Raw genomic sequence first — 16,709 nt, 5'->3', positions numbered from 1 at the left:
CACAGAGCAGGAGATAGCGTTGGGGGCGTGAACGACGCGGTGGAACGGGCTGAGGGCACCGTCGCCGCGATGGCCGAGTGGCTCGCCGGGGGTGGGCCGGAGCACTGGGTCGTGGAGACCTCGGGATCGACCGGCACGCCCAAGCGGGTGATGCTGTCGCGCGAGGCGATGAAGGCGTCGGCAGCGGCGTCGGCGCGAAGGGTCGGGGCGAGCGGGCAGTGGCTGTTGACGCTGCCGGAGTCGTACGTCGCCGGAGCCAACGTGATCGCGCGCTCGCTGCTGGCCGGGTTCGAGCCGGTGATCGCCGCCGCCCACGGGTCCTTCGCCGAGGCGGCGGAGGCGATGGACGACGGGCCGCGGTTCGTCTCGATGGTGCCGACCCAGCTGCACCGGATCATCGAGTCGGGCGGTGACGACCTCGCCGCCCTGGCCGGGTTCCACACGCTGCTGCTCGGAGGTGGCCCGATCGACCCGTCGCTGTGGGCCCGCGCCGAAGCGGCCGGGATCGACGTCGTCGCCACCTACGGCTCGGCCGAGACGTGTGGCGGGTGCGTCTACGACGCGATGCCGCTGGACGGCGTCGGGATCGCGATCGGCACCGACGGCCGGGTCCGGATCAGCGGCCCGACGCTCTTCGACGGCTATCAGGACGACCCCGAGCAGACCGCGAGCGCCCTGGTCGACGGCTGGTTCCTCACCTCCGACGCCGGCACCCTGGACGAGGACGGCCGGCTCCGGATCCTCGGACGGGTCGACGACATGGTGATCACCGGCGGCGTGAAGGTGCCGGCGGCGCTCGTCGCCAGAAGGCTCCGCGAACACCCGGCCGTCGAGGCCGCGGAGGCTCTCGGCGCCCCTGACGAGGAGTGGGGCCAGCGGCTGGTCGCCTTCGTCGTCGGCGACATCGACGCGGACGCCGCCCGCGACTGGGTCGCGGCGGAGCATCCGCGCTCCTGGGCGCCGCGACAGCTCGTCGCGCTCGACGAGATCCCGCTCCTCGGCAACGGCAAGCCCGACCGGCAGGCCCTCCTCGCGCTGGCCACGAGCGACCAGGTGGAGCGATGACCGACCTGCACGTCTTCTCCCTCTCGATGACCACCCGCTTCCGCGGGATCACCGAGCGCGAGGGCCTCGTCTTCGAGGGGGCCGGTGGGTGGGGCGAGTGGTCGCCGTTCCTCGACTACGACACCCCCGAGATCGAGCCCTGGCTGCGCTGCGCCGAGGAGGCGGCCGCGGGGGACTGGCCGACGCCGGTCCGCGCCGAGGTCCCCGTGAACGCGACTGTCCCGGCTGTCGGGCCGGAGCGCGCCCACGAGATCGTGACCCGCTCCGGGTGTGCGACCGCCAAGGTCAAGGTCGCCGACCCGGGCCAGAGCCTGGCCGACGACATCGCTCGTGTCGAGGCGGTCAGGGACGCCCTCGGCCCCTCCGGCAAGGTGCGGATCGACGTCAACGGGCTCTGGACGGTCGACGAGGCGCTCGCCGCGATCGGGGTGCTGGACCGGGCCGCCGGCGGGCTCGAGTACGTCGAGCAGCCCTGCCCCACGGTCGAGGAGCTCGCCGACGTACGCCGCAAGGTGGAGGTTCCGATCGCCGCGGACGAGTCGATCCGGCGGGCCGCGGACCCCTATCGCGTACGCGATCTCCAGGCCGCCGACGTGGCCGTGCTGAAGGTGCAGCCGCTGGGCGGCGTACGCGCCTGCCTGCGGATCGCGGAGGACATCGGGCTGCCGTGCGTGGTCTCCTCGGCGCTGGAGACATCGGTCGGGATGGCCGCCGGGATCGCGCTCGCGGCGGCGCTGCCCGAGCTGCCCTATGCCTGTGGGCTCGGCACGGTCTCGATGTTCACCGAGGACATCGCCGCCGTCCCGCTCCTGCCGTCCGGCGGTGTCCTGCCGGTGCTGCCTTCCACGCCCGCCCCGGAGCGCCTGGTCGCCGACCCGGCGCTGCGGGCCACCCCGGAGCGTACGGAGTTCTGGCGCAGGCGGCTCGCTGATGTGATGGCGTACCGGGAAACGCTCTGAGGAGGATGGATGCCCACTGCTACTGAGCTCGCCCGGGCGGTCGTCACCGCGCTCGTCGAGGCGCGGGTCACCGACATCGTCGTCGCGCCCGGATCACGCAACGCCCCGTTGTCGTTCGCCGTCCTCGACGCCGCGCGAGCGGGCCTGCTGCGGCTGCACACCCGGATCGACGAGCGCTCGGCCGGCTTCTTCGCGCTCGGCCTGACCAAGGTCGGCTCGCGCGCGGCGGTGATGTGCACCTCCGGCACCGCGGTCGCCAACCTGCACCCGTCGGTGCTGGAGGCCGCTCACGCCGGAGTGCCGTTGGCCGTCGTCACGGCCGACCGTCCCGCGCGCCTTCGGGAGACCGGTGCCAACCAGGTCACCGACCAGGTCGGCATCTTCGGCAGGCTGGTGGAGACCCGCGACCTGGCCGAGGCTCCCGACGAGGACGACATCGTCGCGCTCGACTCCGCACGCGGCCCCGTCCATTGGAACCTCCAGCTCGACGACCCGCTCACCCCGCCCGACCGGTGGCGGCCGGAGAAGATCGAGGCCCGTCCGGCACCGGTACGCCCCGAGCTGATGATCCACGAGTCGATCCAGACCGGCCCCAGCACGCCGCGCACGGTCGTCGTGGCCGGTGACGACGCCGGCCCGCCCTCCCGGATCCTGGCCCAGGACGGCGGCTGGCCGCTGCTCGCCGAGCCGTCCTCGGGGGCGCGTACCGGCGACAACGCGCTGCGCTCCTACCGGCTGCTGCTCGAGTCACCGCTCGCCGAACGGATCGAGCGGGTCGTCGTCTACGGCCACCCGACCCTCTCCCGGCCGGTCACCAACCTGCTGGCTCGCCCCGGCATCGAGGTCATCGCGGCGCTGGTCGACGGTGTCTGGCCCGCGCGCCCGTTCCGGGTCGACCGCACGATCCGCACCCGGCTCCACGTCGAGGGCGAGCCCGACCCGGCGTGGCTGGAGGACTGGCGGTCGGCCGATCGCACGATCAGCCGCCAGGTGGACCGGCTGCTCCACGAGCAGAAGGAGATGACGGCGTACGACGTCGCCGGCTGTGTCGCCCGCGCCCTGCCCGACGGCGGGCTGCTGATGCTCGGTCCCTCCAACCCCGTACGCGACCTGGACCTGATGATGCGCCCCAACCGCGTCGGTGGGCGGCGGAAGGTGCTGGCCAACCGCGGCCTGGCCGGCATCGACGGCATCGTCTCCACCGCGATCGGCGCCGCCGCCGGCCGCACGTCGTCGACGCGCGCGCTGGCGCTGATGGGCGACGTGACCTTCCTGCACGATGCCGGCGGGCTGCTGCTCGGCCCCGAGGAGGTCCGCCCCGACCTCACGATCGTCGTCGCGAACGACGACGGCGGCTCGATCTTCGCCTCCCTCGAGCAGGGTGCTGACGACTACGCCGACAGCTTCGAGCGCCTCTTCGGCACCCCGCACGGGACCTCGCTCGAGGCGCTCTGCGCCGCCCACCGCATCCCGCACCTCGCGGTCACCTCCGTGCCCGAGCTCGAGGCCGCCCTCGCCTCGCCCAACGGCGGCATCGAGGTCGTCGAGGCGGTCGTCTCCCGACACGACCGCCGCGCCCTCGACCTGGCCATCCGCGCCCTCGCCCATTCCTGAACGGGCCATGGCACAGTGTGCCCGTGACCGATCAGCAGCAATGGCCCGGCGTGGTGCCGTACGTCGAGTTCTACACCGGCACGAAGCGCATCCTGGTGCTCCACCTGACCAGCGGAAACGTGATGCTGGCCAACAACCCGGGCAAGCTCCCGCCGATCGCGAGCATCGACGGGCGGCAGTACGTCGTCTACTGGGGCACGGTCTCCTTCGAGATCCCGGCCGAGCGCGCCTGCCACGTCAGCGTCCACGTCGAAGGCGACTACATCCAGCAGGCCGCCACCATCCTGCTCGCCCCTGGCGCCGAGCAGGTGCAGCTGACGTACGCCACCCACTACACCTCCGGCGTCGGCTCGCTGACGCTCTCCTGACCCCGATCTCAGGCCCGCCAGTAGGGATCTCGGCCGATGAAGCCGAGGAGCTGCTCCTGCGGGGTGGCGTCGGCGGGGAGCTCGACCCTGGGGCCGAACTGGCCGGAGGCACGCATCGCGTCCTCCATGGCCGCGGCGCCGGCGAGCATCGCCGCGGCGCGGTCGGCGCCGAGGTCGAAATCTCGCCCGAGGGCGCGGGACAGATCCCAGGAGTGCATCCAGATGTCGGGGGTGTAGATCTCCGAGAGTGCTTCGTCGAGCGGCTTGTCGCCCATGTGCGGGTTGGAGATCATCCGGCCGGCGGGGTCGTCGAAGAGGCTCTGGATGTCGGCGGTGTGGGTCTTCCAGGCGGCGGCCGGGTCAGCAGCGACGTCGAGCGGCGCCAGATCCACACCGGCGGATCCCGCCAGGAACCCCCGCGACCATTCGATCAGGTGGTTGACGACATCGAGGGCGGTCCAGGCCGCCACCGGGCTGGGGCGAGCCCAGTCCTCGGCGGCGGCGGAGCCGACGATCTCGGAGAACCGGGCAGCGTCGTACGCGTGCTGCTCGCTCCTGCTCAGATCTGGGTTGCTCATGAGAGCTCCGCCAGGAGCTCGTCGAGCTGCTCGTAGCCCTGGACGACGCCCTGGTCCATACCGCTGGCCATGATCGCGGCCTGGGTCTCGAAGGACTCGACGACGCTGAGGCCGGTCAGCCGGGTGCGGCCGCCGGGGAGCGGCTCGAGGGTGAGGTACTCGAGGGAGGCCCCGTCGGGGGCACCGCGCCAGGTGAAGGTCTGCACGATGCGCTCGTTCTCGCGCACCTCGTGGAAGCTGCCGAAGAACTGGAACTCGTCGTCGTCACGCTCGCCGGTGTAGGCCCAGGAGCCGCCGGTGCGGAAGTCCCACGTGGTGATGTTCATGCCGACGTCGCGGGGCCCGAGCCACTTGGCGTACAGCTCCTTCTCGGCGTGGGCGCGGAAGACGAGCTCCGGGGGAGCGTCGAACTCGCGGACGATGGTGATCGTCGGGGCGTCCTTGGAGGCCTCGATCGTGGTCTCGTGCTTCGTGGTGGTCATGATGCGTCCTCTTCTCTGGCTGGTTCTCTGGTCGGTCGGTCTTCCTGCATCTCGGCGAGCAGTGCGTCCAGGCGCTGGTAGCGCTCCTCGGCCTGCTGCTGATATCTCTCGATCCACTTGGTCATGAGGTCGAACACCTCCGCTTCGAGGCGTACGGGTGCGCGCCGCGACTCCCGGCTCACCAGGCCGGCGTCCTCGAGCACCTTGAGGTGCTTGGAGACCGCCTGGAGGCTGACCTCGTACGGCGCTGCCAGCTCGCCGACGGTCGCGTCGGCCGACGAGAGCCGGGCGACCAGGTCGCGCCGGGTCGGGTCCGCCAGTGCCGCAAAGACTCGGGAGAGCCTGTCCTCGCTCATCTCGTACTCCTCAACCAATCGGTTGACAACGAGGCTAGATCGCTCCCTGCTGGATTGTCAACCATTTGGTTGAGTAACTTGCTTACCGGAAAACATTCCCCGGGGGACATCGGTTGCGGCACCATGTTTCCCAGCCACGATGTCTCTCAGTGCAAGTTTCCTCCTCGGGAAAGGCCTAGCCCCATGAGTCCTTCGCGCCGCAGATCCATGAGAGTGACCGCGATTGCCGCCGGTCTCCTCCTCGCCATCTCCCTCTCCCCGACCCAGTCCGCCGGCGCCGCCGAGAAGGACGATCGCCATCTCACCCAGAAGGCGAAGTCCCACGGCGTGACCCTCGAGCACGGGGCGTACGTCGGCTGGTCGACGCCCGGCTCGGACGCCACGGGCGGCACCAGGAACGCCCCGCCGATCAGCGCCCAGGCGACCGTCAGCGGCATCGACGTCTCCGGCCACCAGGGCAACGTCGACTGGGCCTACTGGTGGGGCCAGGGGAAGCGGTTCGCCTACATCAAGGCGACCGAGGGCACCTACTACAAGAACAGCACCTACTTCCCGCAGCAGTACAACGGCTCCTACAACCAGGGCTTCATCCGCGGCGCCTACCACTTCGCCAACCCGTCCGACTCCGGCGGCGCGGCGCAGGCCGACTACTTCGTCAACAGCGGCGGGGGCTGGTCGGCCGACGGGAAGACGCTCCCGGGGGTGCTCGACATCGAGTACAACCCCTACTCCGGCGGCACCTGCTACGGCCTCTCCCAGGCCTCGATGCGCTCGTGGATCGCGGCGTTCCTGGACCGCTACCGCGCCCGCACCGGCCGGGACGCGGTCATCTACACGACCACCGACTGGTGGACGACGTGCACCGGCAACACCTCGCAGTTCGCCAGCGCGCACCCGCTGTGGATCGCCCGGTACGCCAGCACGCCGGGCACGCTGCCGGCCGGCTGGGGTTACTACACCTTCTGGCAGTACACCTCCTCGCCGTTGGACCAGAACACGTTCAACGGCGCCTACGACCGCCTCCAGGCGCTCGCGCGGGGGTGACCTTCGAGGGCCCCGGTTCTCAGAGGCCCAGCTGGGTCTTCCAGGAACCGAGGACCGGGGTCCACTCGAAGATACGGCGCTCCTTGATCAGCCCGACCGCGAGGAACGGGTCGTCGTCCACGGCAGTCTCGACCGTGGCGATCTCGCCCTCGAAGACAAGCAGGCCGGAACCGTCGGAGGTGGGACCGGAGAGGACCAGGTTCTCCTGGCTGGCCAGGAACCCGCGATGGGCGTCGAGGTGCTCGGCGCGTACGTCGGGGAGGTCGTTGTAGGCGTACAGAACCGCGACGAGGGCCATCAGAGGTCAGCCCCGTCCGCGAGACGTACGTAGCCACGCTCGGCGGGGATGAGCGCCGCCGCCTGGGTGTCGAAGACACCGGAGCCGGCCTCGGAGTAGATCCGGTCGTGGATCGCGACGGTGCTGGACGCGCCGACAGCGCGGGCGAAGTCGATCAGCTCGCTCGAGCGCGCCCACGGCGCGGAGACGGGCAGGAAGAGTACGTCCACGGCTTGGCCGGGGCCGTCGAGCGCGTCGCCCGGGTGGAAGAGCTTCTGCTCGCCCGCGGTGATCAGGTAGCCCGAGTTGTCGAAGTGCGGCAGATCGGCGTGGATGACCGCGTGCTTCTCGTTGACCGCGGTGACCGGGAGCCCGGCGTCGAACGACTCGCCCGGCTTCACCACCGTGGTCCGCTCGTGGACCCCGGGGGCAGTCTTCAGGATCTGCGCCGCGACCGCGCCGATGGTGTAGACCGGAGCGTCGTTGCCCTCCAGGAGAGCGGGGCTGTAGTGGTCGGGGTGCTCGTGGGTGATCAGCACCGCCGTCGCGCCGTCCAGCGCCTCGGGCTGGGTGAACACGCCAGGATCGACGACCACCACCGCCCCGTCGTGCTCGATCCGGACACAGGCATGGCCGAACTTCGTGATCCTCATGCCGCCGAATCTATCGCGGCTGGGTTAGACGTCGGAGCGGACCATGTTGGCGAGCCACAGGCCGAGGAAGACCGGAAGCAGTACACCCCAGCCCATCTGCACCGCGGAGTCCTCGGGCAGCGCGACCACTCCGATCACGGCGATGGCGCTCGGCAGCGTCCCCGAGACGATCGCGATCCCGATCTCGACGGCGGGATGGTTGCTCCGGGAGTAGGCGAAGTAGAGGCCCATCGCCGCGGCCGCCACGGCGAAGAGGAGCGTCAGCACCGCAGCGACGATCAGCAGCCGGTAGGCGCCAGGGGCGTCGTCGGGGCGGTCGCCCAACCATGCGATCGCTGACCAGAAGCCATAGCTGTCGCCGTTCTCACCATCGTCGTGGACGATCCGGTACGCCGGCACCGAGATCATCGCGACGATCAGGAACGGGATCGTGAGCAGCTGCGTCCGCGCCAGCCGGTCGGCGTTCTCCTCTCCCTCGCGCAGGGCTGTGCGGATGAGGCCGTCCGAGTTCTCCATGAACGGAGGTTAAGACAGTGCGTCTCGAATCGGGACGAACTTGGCCTGGGTCTCGGCCAGCTCGGTCTCCGGGTCGGAGCTCGACACGATGCCGCAGCCGGCGAAGAGGCGGGCCGTACGGTCGTCGATCATCTCGGCCGTACGCAGCGCGATGCCCCACTCGCCGTCGCCGGTGGCGTCCATCCAGCCGACCGGACCGGCGTAGCGGGCGCGCTCCATCGACTCGATCTCGGCGATGAGCGCGACGGCATCCTCGCGCGGGGTGCCGCCGACCGCCGCCGAGGGGTGCAGGGCGGCGGCCAGGTCGAGCGAGCTGACCCCGTCGCTGGCCACGCCGGTGATGTCGGTGGCCAGGTGCATCACGTTGGGGAGCTTCAGCACGAAAGGTGCGTCGGGCACGTTCATCGAGGAGCAGTGCGGCTCCAGCGCGTCGGCGACCGACCTGGCGGCATACTCGTGCTCCTCGAGGTTCTTGGAGGACTCCGCCAGCGACGCGGCGAGAGCGTCGTCGAGGTTCTCCTCGCCGGTCGGCCAGATCGTGCCCGCGAGCACGCGGGAGGTGACCAGGCCGCGCTCGCGGCGGACGAGCAGCTCGGGGGTCGCGCCGAAGAGGTCGTCGACGTGGAACGTCCAGCAGGTCGGGTACGCAGCCGCCAACCGCCGCAGCACGGCACGGATGTCGATCGGGGCGCTGGCCGCTGCCAGCAGGTCGCGGGCGAGGACGACCTTGTCGAGGTCTCCGTCCTGGAGCCGGGCAACGGCGTCGGCGACGATCCGCATCCAGTGCTCGCCGTCGACGTACGCATCGGCGAAGACGACGTCGCGCGGCGCCTCCGGCTCCGGCGTCGGAGTCAGCGGAGGAGGGGGTGCCGCGGCCGGACCGACGGTGGTCACCCAGGCGACGTCGCCGCGCTTACCGACGACGACCGCGGGCACCTTGAGCACGGAGAATCCCGGCAGGTCCGAGAAGGCGAAGGAGCCGAAACCGACCAGGCCGGTGCCGGGCTCGCGCACCGGATCGGAGACCGTGGAGACCGCCGCCAGCTCCTCGAACCACTTGGTCGCATGCGCGAACCGCTCCGGTCCGGACGTACGGATCTCGGCGGCGGTGCCCCAGCCGACCAGACCCTCGCCGTGGCGGACCCAGGACAGAACGCGCCGGCGGGCGGGCAGCAGCGCGAGCAGGTCGTCGAGCGTCTCCGACCCGGCATCGAGTGCCACGGTGGTGGCTACCAGGGACTGCTGCTCAGACTCACTCACGCCCCCAGCGTATCGGCGTGGTGTCGGCGAGGACGAGTCGAAGTGAGGTATGGCATCCGCCCCAGTTGCCATAGATCACCATGTGGGTTGTAGCGTGCGCTTGCGTGAGTACCAACAAAGAGCAGTCGTTCATCGCAGAGAACGGCATCACCCTCGGCATCATCGCCTTGGCCCTCTTCGTCGTGCTGGGCGTCGGCCTGCCGCGGTGGGTTGGCGACTCCGAATCCCACTCGGGAGTGAAGATCACGCTCCCGGAGACGCTGTCGGGCGGCTACAAGCCGGCGGACGAGAAGTCCTCCTACGACCTCGACGTGATCAAGAAGCAGGGTGCGTCCGAGGAGCAGCTGGACCTGTTCATCAAGCAGAACGCTGCCAGCTCGAAGACCGAGGACCGCAACGTGTCCGACGCGCTCGGGTTCTCGATGGCTACGCGCACCTACATCACCAAGGACATGAAGAAGTCCGTGATGATCCGTGCCTTCGCCGGTGACGGCAGCGCCTACTACGGCGGTGGCGAGGTCTCCAAGGTGGGCGACGACGTCTGCTACTCCAGCGCCGACCAGTCGACCGGTCAGACCCAGACGACCTGCTCCCACGCGTCCGACGACCTGACCGTCCAGGCGACCGCCGCCTCGAAGAAGGACGCGGCGAAGTACGCCGACGAGATCTTCGAGAAGCTCGCCTGAGTTCGGTCCCGGACACCGACCCAAGACAGAATCAGCCCGTGACCCGAGCAGATCTGGACAAGCAGCCCGGCGAGGTCCGTCGGATGTTCGACGCCGTGGCCAAGCGCTACGACGTGACCAACGACGTACTCTCGCTCGGCCAGGACCGACGTTGGCGACGCGAGGTCATCAAGGCCGTCGCCCCGTTGCCGGGCGAGCTCGTGCTCGACCTCGCCGCCGGCACCGGCACCTCGTCCCAGCCGTTCCTGGACGCGGGCGCCTCCGTGGTGCCGACGGACTTCTCGATCGGGATGCTCCAGGTCGGCAAGCAGGCCAAGCCGCACCTGCCGTTCACGGCCGGCGACGGCACCAAGCTGCCCTACCGCGATGCGACCTTCGACGCGGTCACGATCTCCTTCGGGCTGCGCAACATCGTCGACCCGGCGGCCGGCCTGCGCGAGCTGCGCCGGGTCACCCGCCCCGGCGGCCGGATCGTGGTCTGCGAGTTCTCGCACCCGACCTGGAAGCCGTTCCGGACGCTCTACGTGGAGTACCTGATGAGGGCCCTCCCGCCGGTCGCGCGGGCGGTATCGTCCTCCCCGGACGCGTACGTCTATCTCGCTGAGTCCATCCGGGCATGGCCCGACCAGGCAGGTCTCGCCGACATGCTCTCCGCAGCGGGGTGGCAGTCGCCGACCTGGACGAATCTCTCGGGTGGAATCGTCGCACTCCATCACGCAATCGCCTGATCTCTGCGAAAGTTCAACTATGACCTCCACGTTGCCATGGGACGGGATCTTGATGCCTCGCGAGGCCTACGGCCCCGCCGCGGTCAAGGCCAGGGATTCGCTCACCGACGCGGCCGCACAGGGTGACTGGCGCCGCGCGCTCTCGCAGGTGCGCAACGACTACACGGTCGGCGTCAACACCTGGAAGATCGGCGGCGAGTCGATGTTCACGCCGCTCCACCACGCCGCCTACCTCGGTGCGCCGCGGGAGACCGTCCAGGAGCTGCTCTCGTTGGGTGGGGTTCGTTCGCTCCCCACTGCCCATGGCGAGACGCCCTACCAGCTCGCCAAGCGACGCGGTCACGAGCACCTGCTCGACATGCTCGACCCCTACTTCCGCCCCGGCACCCCGCTCGGCGACAACCTCGAGGGCGTCAACCACCACGTGAACGCGACGCTCGCCGAGCTCACCGCCGAGTTCCGTGGCGAGCACCAGCTGCGTACGTTCGACGTCCGGCTCATCTCCGAGGAGGGCGGCCCGGACGAGGCCTGGTTCACCGCTCCGGGGATGTACGGCGGCATCCGGATCGGCATGTTCTGGGGTCGCGCCCACCTGGAGTACAACTCCCGTATCGGCGATTCCTACGCCGTCGTCGGGCCCGACGGCTCGGCGTACGTCAGCCGCTCCAAGCGCGCCCTCCCCGTTCGCTGACCAGATCGCCCACAAACCCCTCGGGGTTTCCGGTTTTCGATGTTCGCCGCGGCTCTGTCGGCCACACTCCGTACGTGGTGCACTCCTGGGTTGTGACTCACCAGAGTCAGCGGCAACTCGTCCGCGCAGCGAGAAGAGTCTCGCTCTGGACACGAGCAACGTTCGTACGTGCGGGCGCGATCGCTCTCGGGCTCTGGCTGCTGTGCAGCGTGCCGTGGGTGCTGAGCGAGGACTCTCGATCCATCGGTCCGGTGGATCGGACCGGACTGGCTGTACTGGCGGTGGTCGCGGTTGCGCTGGCCCTTCTCTGCGTGGCGATGGTCTCGTCCAGAGTCGGCAAGCAGATACGAGAGGCGTACCCGATCGGTGTGACCGCGTATGCTGAGTCCGACGCGGCCGGTCTCCGAGTCTCCAACGCTCTGGGTGAGACGTTTCGCCGCTGGGACCAGATCGTCACCGGTCCGAGCAGCGCGACGGTTCTCCGGATCGAGGAGCGGGCAGGCTCACTCTCCACCACGTTCCTAGCGAACCTGGTGTGGAGACTCAACAGTTCGTGGGTGCCAGGAGACCTGCTGGGTGCTGAGGATGTTGGACGCCTTCGTATCCCGGCGCCGGCCGAGACCGTGGAACCCTCAGCGCTGGCCTTTCCGCGGTCCAATCAGGTGCAACCCGCGCGCGCCATCGTGATGACGGCGGAGGTCCAGCGACGCCTGGGGCGTGACGCGTGGCTGGCGATCCTCGTCAAGCCCGTCATTCTGTTCACCCAGGTGATGCTTGCGGTTGTCGTTGTCGGGTCTGTAGCAGTCGGGATATCGACGGGTCTCGCCGGTGACGGGTGGTTGACGACGCAGTGGCTCGTCCTCGTCGTCCTCTTCGGTGCGGAGGTCTGGGTGCTCTGGTGGATGCCCCGCCACCAAGCGCGTGTGATGTTTCCGGTCGGATTCTCGACTTCGGTTCGGATCGATGACCTCGGGATCAGACTTGTGACCGCGCTGGACGAGCGGCTGATCCCGTGGGCGCTGCTGCGCGACGCACGCCGCCGAGGGACAGCGCTGATCTATCCGAGCCGGACTGCACGGATGGAATGGGAGATGGTCCCGGCAGATCTGGTCCCCAACGACGTCCTCGATCAACTCGGGTGCCGACCGTCCCGCCCGGGGCGGGTGAGAGAGTCGGGGTATGGACGACCCGCGTGAGGACCTGATCATCGACCTGAATCCGCTCCCTGACGAGATCGGCGGGAGGCTGCGGGCGCAGTTGGAGTTCATCGCCGAGGCCGACAAGCTCAAGACGATCCTGCGCGCCTCGCCGCTGGCAGCGGCCGACCGGCGGGAGAACGATGCCGAGCACTCCTGGCACCTGGCGTTGATGGTGCTGCTGCTCGCCGAGTACGCCGACGAGCCGATCGACGTAGGGCACGCGATCAAGCTCGTCATCATCCACGACATGATCGAGATCTACGCCGGCGACAGCCCGGTCTTCGACCCGGCCGCGGTCGTCGATCAGGTCGAGCGCGAGGTCGCCGCCGCCGAGCGTCTCTTCACGATGCTGCCGCCGGACCAGGCCGGCCAGATCCGTACCCTGTGGGACGAGTTCGAGGCCGCCCAGACCCCCGAGGCACGCTTCTGCAAGGCGATGGACCGCCTCGAGCCGATGCTCCTCAACTGGCTCAACCGCGGCGGCACCTGGGGCATGCCTGGCGCCACCGAGTCCCGCGTCCGCGCGCGTGAGGCCGGCGTCGTCGCCGCCTCGACGACCCTCGGGGAGGCCACCGACGCCATCGTCCGAGCAGGTCTCGCCAAGGGCTGGATCCGCCCCGACCCCGACTGACCGCCCTCGCAATAACCGCGCACATGCGGGCTTCTGGCGCGACCTGAGTGGGTGGTGTACGGAATCTTCGTGCATGTGCGGGGAAGTTCCAGCGCATCCCTCGTCGGGTATTCGCTACGCTTCGGCGACCGAATTGCGGGGATGCTGAGGAGTCGCTCGTGGATGTGGATGCGCTGCCTGGCTCCGTGACCCACTGGACCGTCACCCTCGCGGACCAGCAGCGGCTCAAGCGGGCTCAGTTCAACACGCTGGTGGCGAGTCCTGGCTTCTGGATCGTCGGGGTGGCGATCCCGCCGATCGGCGCCGGAATTCTTCTGTGGGCCTGGGTCATCCCGAGCCCCGAGCCGATGACGTTCGTGGCAGTGATGGTGGCGAGCCTCGTGGTCGTGCATGCAGGTGGCTTGAGTGCCGTACGCCGCCGTGTCGAGCGTGGCTTCCAGGTAGGCGCTACGTTCACGTCCTGGGCGACGGCGTCAGGCGTTGGCGTTCGTACGCCGATCCGTCTCGCCTTCTATCCCTGGTCGCGGCTCACGCAGGTCGATCAGGGGCCTGTGCTCGTGCGATTCGGGCAGCCGGTCGGTCGGTGGCGGTCGGTGGCGCCTGTATCGCTCCTGGCCGGGCCCGAAGAACATACGAGGTCGGTGGACTTCCCGGTCCAGCTGATCAGTCCGGAGATCGCCCGGGAGTTGAGGATGGGAGCGGGCCGACGTACGGCGGAGCCGGCGCTGCCAGGCGAGCCGGTCGTGATCGATCGCGCGCTTCATCGGCGACTCAGCCGAGGATGGATGCGGCAGCAGATGGGCCTGATCCTGTGGGTGCTCCCGGCGGTCGCCGTCCTCCAGTGCACGATCAGCCTGATCGATGGTTCCTACCGGATGGCGATCCTCTGGACGGTGCTTCTGGTGCTCACCTCAGTGGCGCTGCTGCGAGGTGACGACGGGCAGATCTCGGGCATGTACCCGATCGGCGCGACAGTTGTCGGATCAGTGGGCGAGTATGTCCAGATCCAGGGCCCGTGGGGAAGCATCGCCTGGCACCACGGGTGGCTCAGGCAAGGCCGCATGACAGAGCACACCGTGGCGTACGAGGTGGTGCAGAACCGGCCACGCCGAGGGATGGCCAGCCTGGACAAGCGGGTCGTCGTGATCCCCCGAGCCTTCCTAGACGCGCCGACGCCGGCAGTCAGCACCGAAGTCTGACCCGCCACAACCCCGCAACATCCGTGCACATGTGGAGTTCTGGCACGACCTGGGCTCGGGGCGTACGAAACTTTCGCTCATGTGCGGGGAAGTTGCGGGTAGGCGATTCCAGTCCAGGAATCGCCCAATCCCACCCCGGGTATTCGGTACGCTGCGCCGACTCTGGACTGTGGGGATGCTGAGGGGAGCCGTTCGTGGACGTGGATGTGGTGCCGGGATCGGTGACGGACTGGACCGTCACGATCGACGACCAGCGTCGGCTCAAGCGGGCGCTGGTAGGGCTGCGGCTGCGGAGCCGGCCCTACTGGGTCCTCACGTTGGGTCTGCCCGTGTTGCTGACCGGCGCCCTCTGGTTCGGCATGCATGATCCGGGCCTTGGTCCGGGACTCGTTGGCGAGGCCGTTGAACTCGGGATGATGGCCGCTATCGGAGTCGTCTTTCTGGCGTTTTCGCTGACGACGCCGCTGCGGACAGTCTCTCGCCGCGTGGAGCGCGAGTTCCCTGTTGGAGCCACTCTCGTCGCATGGGCGACGGAGAGCGGGCTGGGCATGCGTACGCTCAGGCGACTCGCCTTCTATCCCTGGTCGGGGCTGACGCAGGTCGAGGTCGGGCCGGTGCTCGTGCGGTGTCGACAGGGCGGCCCGAAGGCGCTGGCTGTACCGGCGTATCTTCCGGCCGGGCCTGATGAGGTGGCGCGGTCGATCGACTTCCCGGCCCAGCTCATCGGGCCGGCGATCAGGCGCGAACTGGCGGCGAGGGCAGGCCGGGAATCGCGGGAGACTCCGATGCTCGGGGAGCCGATCGTCGTCGATCGTGCGCTGCGGTGGCGGCTCGTCCGGGCGTGGCTGCGAGCGCAGTTCGGCATCACGGCATGGTTGCTTCCGGCTGTGTTCGCTCTCAACATCCTGCTACTACTGGCCGGTGGCTCCTACCGGATGGCAATCTTCTGGTTGGTGCTGGTGTTGCTCAACCCCCTGATCTGGCTACTCTCCGGCGAGGGCCGGATGTCCGGGATGTACGCCGTCGGCGGGACCGTCGTCGGCTCGATGGGTGAGTGGCTCGAGATCCAAGGGCCGTGGGGAAGCGTTGCTTGGCCCTCGGGATGGCTGAAGTTGCGCCGGATGACCAAGCACACCGTGACGTACGAGATGGTGCAGGTCCGGCCCGACGGACTGCCGGCGTCGCTGACAGACGCCGAGAAGCGGATCGTCGTGATCCCCCGAGCCTTCCTCGACACGCCGACACCCGCAGTCAGCGCCGAAGTCTGACCCGCCACAACCCCGCCATGGCGTGATTCTGCAAACGTTTGCCGCCGGATGCGCCAGCACATTCCCGCCATGGCGGGAAAGTGCCGCGCGCCATTTCACCAACCCACTTGCAATCCGTCACAGGAGTGGCAGGATGTGAGTTGGCCCACATTGTGATTCTATTCACAAAGTCTCAATCTGGGGTGGGCCGGCTCAGGGTAGGAGGCGAGATGGAGCTCTACGTGCCGGTGCTCGCGTTGGCGGGACTGGCGACGCTCTTCGCGGTCGGGTCGGTGGTCATGAGCTCGGTCGTGGGACCGAGTCGCGCCAACCAGGCCAAGGCGGATCCCTACGAATGTGGGATCGAGGCCACGCCACAGGCGTTGGGCGGTCGCTTCCCGGTGAAGTACTACATCACCGCGATGCTCTTCATCATCTTCGACATCGAGATCATCTTTCTCTACCCGTGGGCCGTCAGGTTCGACGCGATGGGCTGGTTCGGCCTCGCGGAGATGGGCCTGTTCCTGCTGACGGTGTTCGTGGCGTACGCCTATGTGTGGCGCCGCGGCGGATTGGACTGGGACTGACATGGGTCTCGAAGAAAAGCTCCCGAGCGGGGTTCTGCTCACGACCGTCGAGGGCCTGGCGGGCTACTTCCGCAAGGCGAGCCTGTGGCCGGCGACGTTCGGACTGGCCTGCTGCGCCATCGAGATGATGACGAGCGGTGGCCCGAAGTACGACCTCGCCCGCTACGGCATGGAGGTCTTCCGGGCGAGCCCGCGGCAGGCCGACCTGATGATCGTGGCGGGCCGGGTGAGCCAGAAGATGGCGCCGGTGCTGCGCCAGATCTACGACCAGATGCCCGAGCCGAAGTGGGTGCTCGCGATGGGTGTCTGCGCCAGCAGCGGCGGGATGTTCAACAACTACGCGATCGTCCAGGGCGTCGACCACATCGTGCCCGTCGACATGTATCTCCCCGGCTGCCCGCCGCGTCCCGAGATGCTGATCGACGCGATCCTCAAGCTCCACGACAAGATCCAGGGCACCTCGCTGGGCGTCAACGCCGAGCACGAGGAGGTCGCCAACGAGACCGCGGCGCTGCGCCAGCTGCCGCTGATCGACCAGACGGGACTTCTGCGGTGAGTGAGAACGACGA

General features: G+C 69.0%; 21 protein-coding genes. 14 read left to right on the top strand and 7 right to left on the bottom strand.

Annotated features, from left to right (window positions below):
• Nucleotides 1-27 precede the first annotated feature (27 nt).
• The 4 genes from BLT25_RS05660 to BLT25_RS05645 are packed head-to-tail and all read left to right on the top strand — an operon-like array spanning nt 28 to nt 4,006.
• Nucleotides 28-1,065: an AMP-binding protein gene (locus tag BLT25_RS05660; RefSeq protein WP_091043057.1), complete on the top strand. Its 1,038-nt coding sequence runs from the start codon at nt 28-30 to the stop codon at nt 1,063-1,065.
• On the top strand, nt 1,062-2,024 hold the full coding sequence (locus tag BLT25_RS05655; RefSeq protein WP_091043055.1) for an o-succinylbenzoate synthase: 963 nt from the start codon (nt 1,062-1,064) through the stop codon (nt 2,022-2,024). The genes BLT25_RS05660 and BLT25_RS05655 overlap by 4 nt, the downstream gene beginning before the upstream one ends.
• A gap of 9 nt (nt 2,025-2,033) precedes the next feature.
• Nucleotides 2,034-3,638, top strand: coding sequence for a 2-succinyl-5-enolpyruvyl-6-hydroxy-3-cyclohexene-1-carboxylic-acid synthase (menD, locus tag BLT25_RS05650; protein WP_091043052.1), 1,605 nt, complete (start codon nt 2,034-2,036; stop codon nt 3,636-3,638).
• A 23-nt stretch (nt 3,639-3,661) separates the two neighbouring features.
• Nucleotides 3,662-4,006 (top strand): hypothetical protein, encoded by a 345-nt coding sequence (locus BLT25_RS05645; protein WP_091043049.1) that lies wholly within the window; start codon nt 3,662-3,664, stop codon nt 4,004-4,006.
• An 8-nt stretch (nt 4,007-4,014) separates the two neighbouring features.
• Here BLT25_RS05645 and BLT25_RS05640 read toward each other — a convergent pair whose 3' ends face one another.
• The 3 genes from BLT25_RS05640 to BLT25_RS05630 are packed head-to-tail and all read right to left on the bottom strand — an operon-like array spanning nt 4,015 to nt 5,422.
• Nucleotides 4,015-4,584: a TIGR03086 family metal-binding protein gene (locus BLT25_RS05640; protein WP_256328465.1), complete on the bottom strand. Its 570-nt coding sequence runs from the start codon at nt 4,582-4,584 to the stop codon at nt 4,015-4,017.
• Nucleotides 4,581-5,066 carry an SRPBCC family protein gene (locus BLT25_RS05635; RefSeq protein WP_091043047.1) on the bottom strand — a complete coding sequence of 162 codons (486 nt, stop codon included), beginning with the start codon at nt 5,064-5,066 and terminating at the stop codon, nt 4,581-4,583. The genes BLT25_RS05640 and BLT25_RS05635 overlap by 4 nt, the downstream gene beginning before the upstream one ends.
• Complete coding sequence (locus BLT25_RS05630; protein ID WP_091043045.1) at nt 5,063-5,422, bottom strand: ArsR/SmtB family transcription factor; 360 nt, start codon at nt 5,420-5,422, stop codon at nt 5,063-5,065. Before BLT25_RS05630 ends, BLT25_RS05635 begins: the two co-directional genes overlap by 4 nt.
• Nucleotides 5,423-5,635: 213 nt before the next feature.
• Here BLT25_RS05630 and BLT25_RS05625 point away from each other — a divergent pair, with 213 nt between their 5' ends.
• A complete protein-coding gene (locus BLT25_RS05625; protein WP_091043043.1) occupies nt 5,636-6,466 on the top strand; it encodes a GH25 family lysozyme in 831 nt (276 codons plus the stop codon).
• Nucleotides 6,467-6,485: 19 nt separating this feature from the next.
• Here BLT25_RS05625 and BLT25_RS05620 read toward each other — a convergent pair whose 3' ends face one another.
• The 4 genes from BLT25_RS05620 to BLT25_RS05605 are packed head-to-tail and all read right to left on the bottom strand — an operon-like array spanning nt 6,486 to nt 9,172.
• Nucleotides 6,486-6,764: a YciI family protein gene (locus tag BLT25_RS05620; protein WP_091043041.1), complete on the bottom strand. Its 279-nt coding sequence runs from the start codon at nt 6,762-6,764 to the stop codon at nt 6,486-6,488.
• Complete coding sequence (locus tag BLT25_RS05615; protein WP_091043039.1) at nt 6,764-7,396, bottom strand: MBL fold metallo-hydrolase; 633 nt, start codon at nt 7,394-7,396, stop codon at nt 6,764-6,766. The genes BLT25_RS05620 and BLT25_RS05615 overlap by 1 nt, the downstream gene beginning before the upstream one ends.
• A gap of 24 nt (nt 7,397-7,420) precedes the next feature.
• Nucleotides 7,421-7,912 carry a hypothetical protein gene (locus BLT25_RS05610; RefSeq protein ID WP_091043037.1) on the bottom strand — a complete coding sequence of 164 codons (492 nt, stop codon included), beginning with the start codon at nt 7,910-7,912 and terminating at the stop codon, nt 7,421-7,423.
• A gap of 9 nt (nt 7,913-7,921) precedes the next feature.
• Nucleotides 7,922-9,172 (bottom strand): isochorismate synthase, encoded by a 1,251-nt coding sequence (locus BLT25_RS05605; RefSeq protein WP_091043034.1) that lies wholly within the window; start codon nt 9,170-9,172, stop codon nt 7,922-7,924.
• A gap of 104 nt (nt 9,173-9,276) precedes the next feature.
• Between BLT25_RS05605 and BLT25_RS05600 the strand changes: the two genes are divergently transcribed.
• The 9 genes from BLT25_RS05600 (at nt 9,277) to BLT25_RS05560 (ending at nt 16,696) form a co-directional block, all read left to right on the top strand.
• Entirely contained in the window at nt 9,277-9,858 is a 582-nt protein-coding gene (locus BLT25_RS05600) for a hypothetical protein (RefSeq protein WP_091043031.1), read from the top strand.
• Nucleotides 9,859-9,896: 38 nt separating this feature from the next.
• On the top strand, nt 9,897-10,586 hold the full coding sequence (locus BLT25_RS05595) for a demethylmenaquinone methyltransferase (RefSeq protein ID WP_091043028.1): 690 nt from the start codon (nt 9,897-9,899) through the stop codon (nt 10,584-10,586).
• Nucleotides 10,587-10,605: 19 nt separating this feature from the next.
• Entirely contained in the window at nt 10,606-11,277 is a 672-nt protein-coding gene (locus BLT25_RS05590; RefSeq protein ID WP_143033642.1) for an ankyrin repeat domain-containing protein, read from the top strand.
• Between the two features lie 218 nt (nt 11,278-11,495).
• Entirely contained in the window at nt 11,496-12,473 is a 978-nt protein-coding gene (locus BLT25_RS05585) for a hypothetical protein (protein WP_143033641.1), read from the top strand.
• On the top strand, nt 12,457-13,107 hold the full coding sequence (locus BLT25_RS05580) for an HD domain-containing protein (RefSeq protein ID WP_091043021.1): 651 nt from the start codon (nt 12,457-12,459) through the stop codon (nt 13,105-13,107). Before BLT25_RS05585 ends, BLT25_RS05580 begins: the two co-directional genes overlap by 17 nt.
• 158 nt (nt 13,108-13,265) lie before the next feature.
• The gene (locus BLT25_RS05575) at nt 13,266-14,306 is read left to right on the top strand and encodes a hypothetical protein (protein WP_091043018.1); all 1,041 of its coding nucleotides are present in this window, start codon (nt 13,266-13,268) and stop codon (nt 14,304-14,306) included.
• A gap of 194 nt (nt 14,307-14,500) precedes the next feature.
• Nucleotides 14,501-15,574: a hypothetical protein gene (locus tag BLT25_RS05570; protein WP_091043017.1), complete on the top strand. Its 1,074-nt coding sequence runs from the start codon at nt 14,501-14,503 to the stop codon at nt 15,572-15,574.
• A gap of 209 nt (nt 15,575-15,783) precedes the next feature.
• Complete coding sequence (locus BLT25_RS05565) at nt 15,784-16,140, top strand: NADH-quinone oxidoreductase subunit A (RefSeq protein WP_091043014.1); 357 nt, start codon at nt 15,784-15,786, stop codon at nt 16,138-16,140.
• 1 nt (nt 16,141) lies between these two features.
• A complete protein-coding gene (locus BLT25_RS05560; protein WP_091043013.1) occupies nt 16,142-16,696 on the top strand; it encodes a NuoB/complex I 20 kDa subunit family protein in 555 nt (184 codons plus the stop codon).
• Nucleotides 16,697-16,709 lie beyond the last annotated feature (13 nt).

The sequence above is a fragment of the Nocardioides sp. YR527 genome (genome assembly GCF_900101045.1).
GTDB lineage: Bacteria > Actinomycetota > Actinomycetes > Propionibacteriales > Nocardioidaceae > Nocardioides.
Note: the sequence above shows the minus strand (reverse complement) of the source record. Positions and strands in the feature narration are given on the sequence as shown.

What these genes read in the sequence shown, in the direction of transcription:
- BLT25_RS05655 (WP_091043055.1), top strand. Translation starts at nt 1,062, where the DNA reads ATGACCGACCTGCACGTCTTCTCCCTCTCGATGACCACCCGCTTCCGC.
- menD (WP_091043052.1), top strand. Translation starts at nt 2,034, where the DNA reads ATGCCCACTGCTACTGAGCTCGCCCGGGCGGTCGTCACCGCGCTCGTC.
- BLT25_RS05640 (WP_256328465.1), bottom strand. Translation starts at nt 4,584, where the DNA reads ATGAGCAACCCAGATCTGAGCAGGAGCGAGCAGCACGCGTACGACGCT.
- BLT25_RS05635 (WP_091043047.1), bottom strand. Translation starts at nt 5,066, where the DNA reads ATGACCACCACGAAGCACGAGACCACGATCGAGGCCTCCAAGGACGCC.
- BLT25_RS05630 (WP_091043045.1), bottom strand. Translation starts at nt 5,422, where the DNA reads ATGAGCGAGGACAGGCTCTCCCGAGTCTTTGCGGCACTGGCGGACCCG.
- BLT25_RS05620 (WP_091043041.1), bottom strand. Translation starts at nt 6,764, where the DNA reads ATGGCCCTCGTCGCGGTTCTGTACGCCTACAACGACCTCCCCGACGTA.
- BLT25_RS05615 (WP_091043039.1), bottom strand. Translation starts at nt 7,396, where the DNA reads ATGAGGATCACGAAGTTCGGCCATGCCTGTGTCCGGATCGAGCACGAC.
- BLT25_RS05610 (WP_091043037.1), bottom strand. Translation starts at nt 7,912, where the DNA reads ATGGAGAACTCGGACGGCCTCATCCGCACAGCCCTGCGCGAGGGAGAG.
- BLT25_RS05590 (WP_143033642.1), top strand. Translation starts at nt 10,606, where the DNA reads ATGACCTCCACGTTGCCATGGGACGGGATCTTGATGCCTCGCGAGGCC.
- BLT25_RS05580 (WP_091043021.1), top strand. Translation starts at nt 12,457, where the DNA reads ATGGACGACCCGCGTGAGGACCTGATCATCGACCTGAATCCGCTCCCT.
- BLT25_RS05565 (WP_091043014.1), top strand. Translation starts at nt 15,784, where the DNA reads ATGGAGCTCTACGTGCCGGTGCTCGCGTTGGCGGGACTGGCGACGCTC.
- BLT25_RS05560 (WP_091043013.1), top strand. Translation starts at nt 16,142, where the DNA reads ATGGGTCTCGAAGAAAAGCTCCCGAGCGGGGTTCTGCTCACGACCGTC.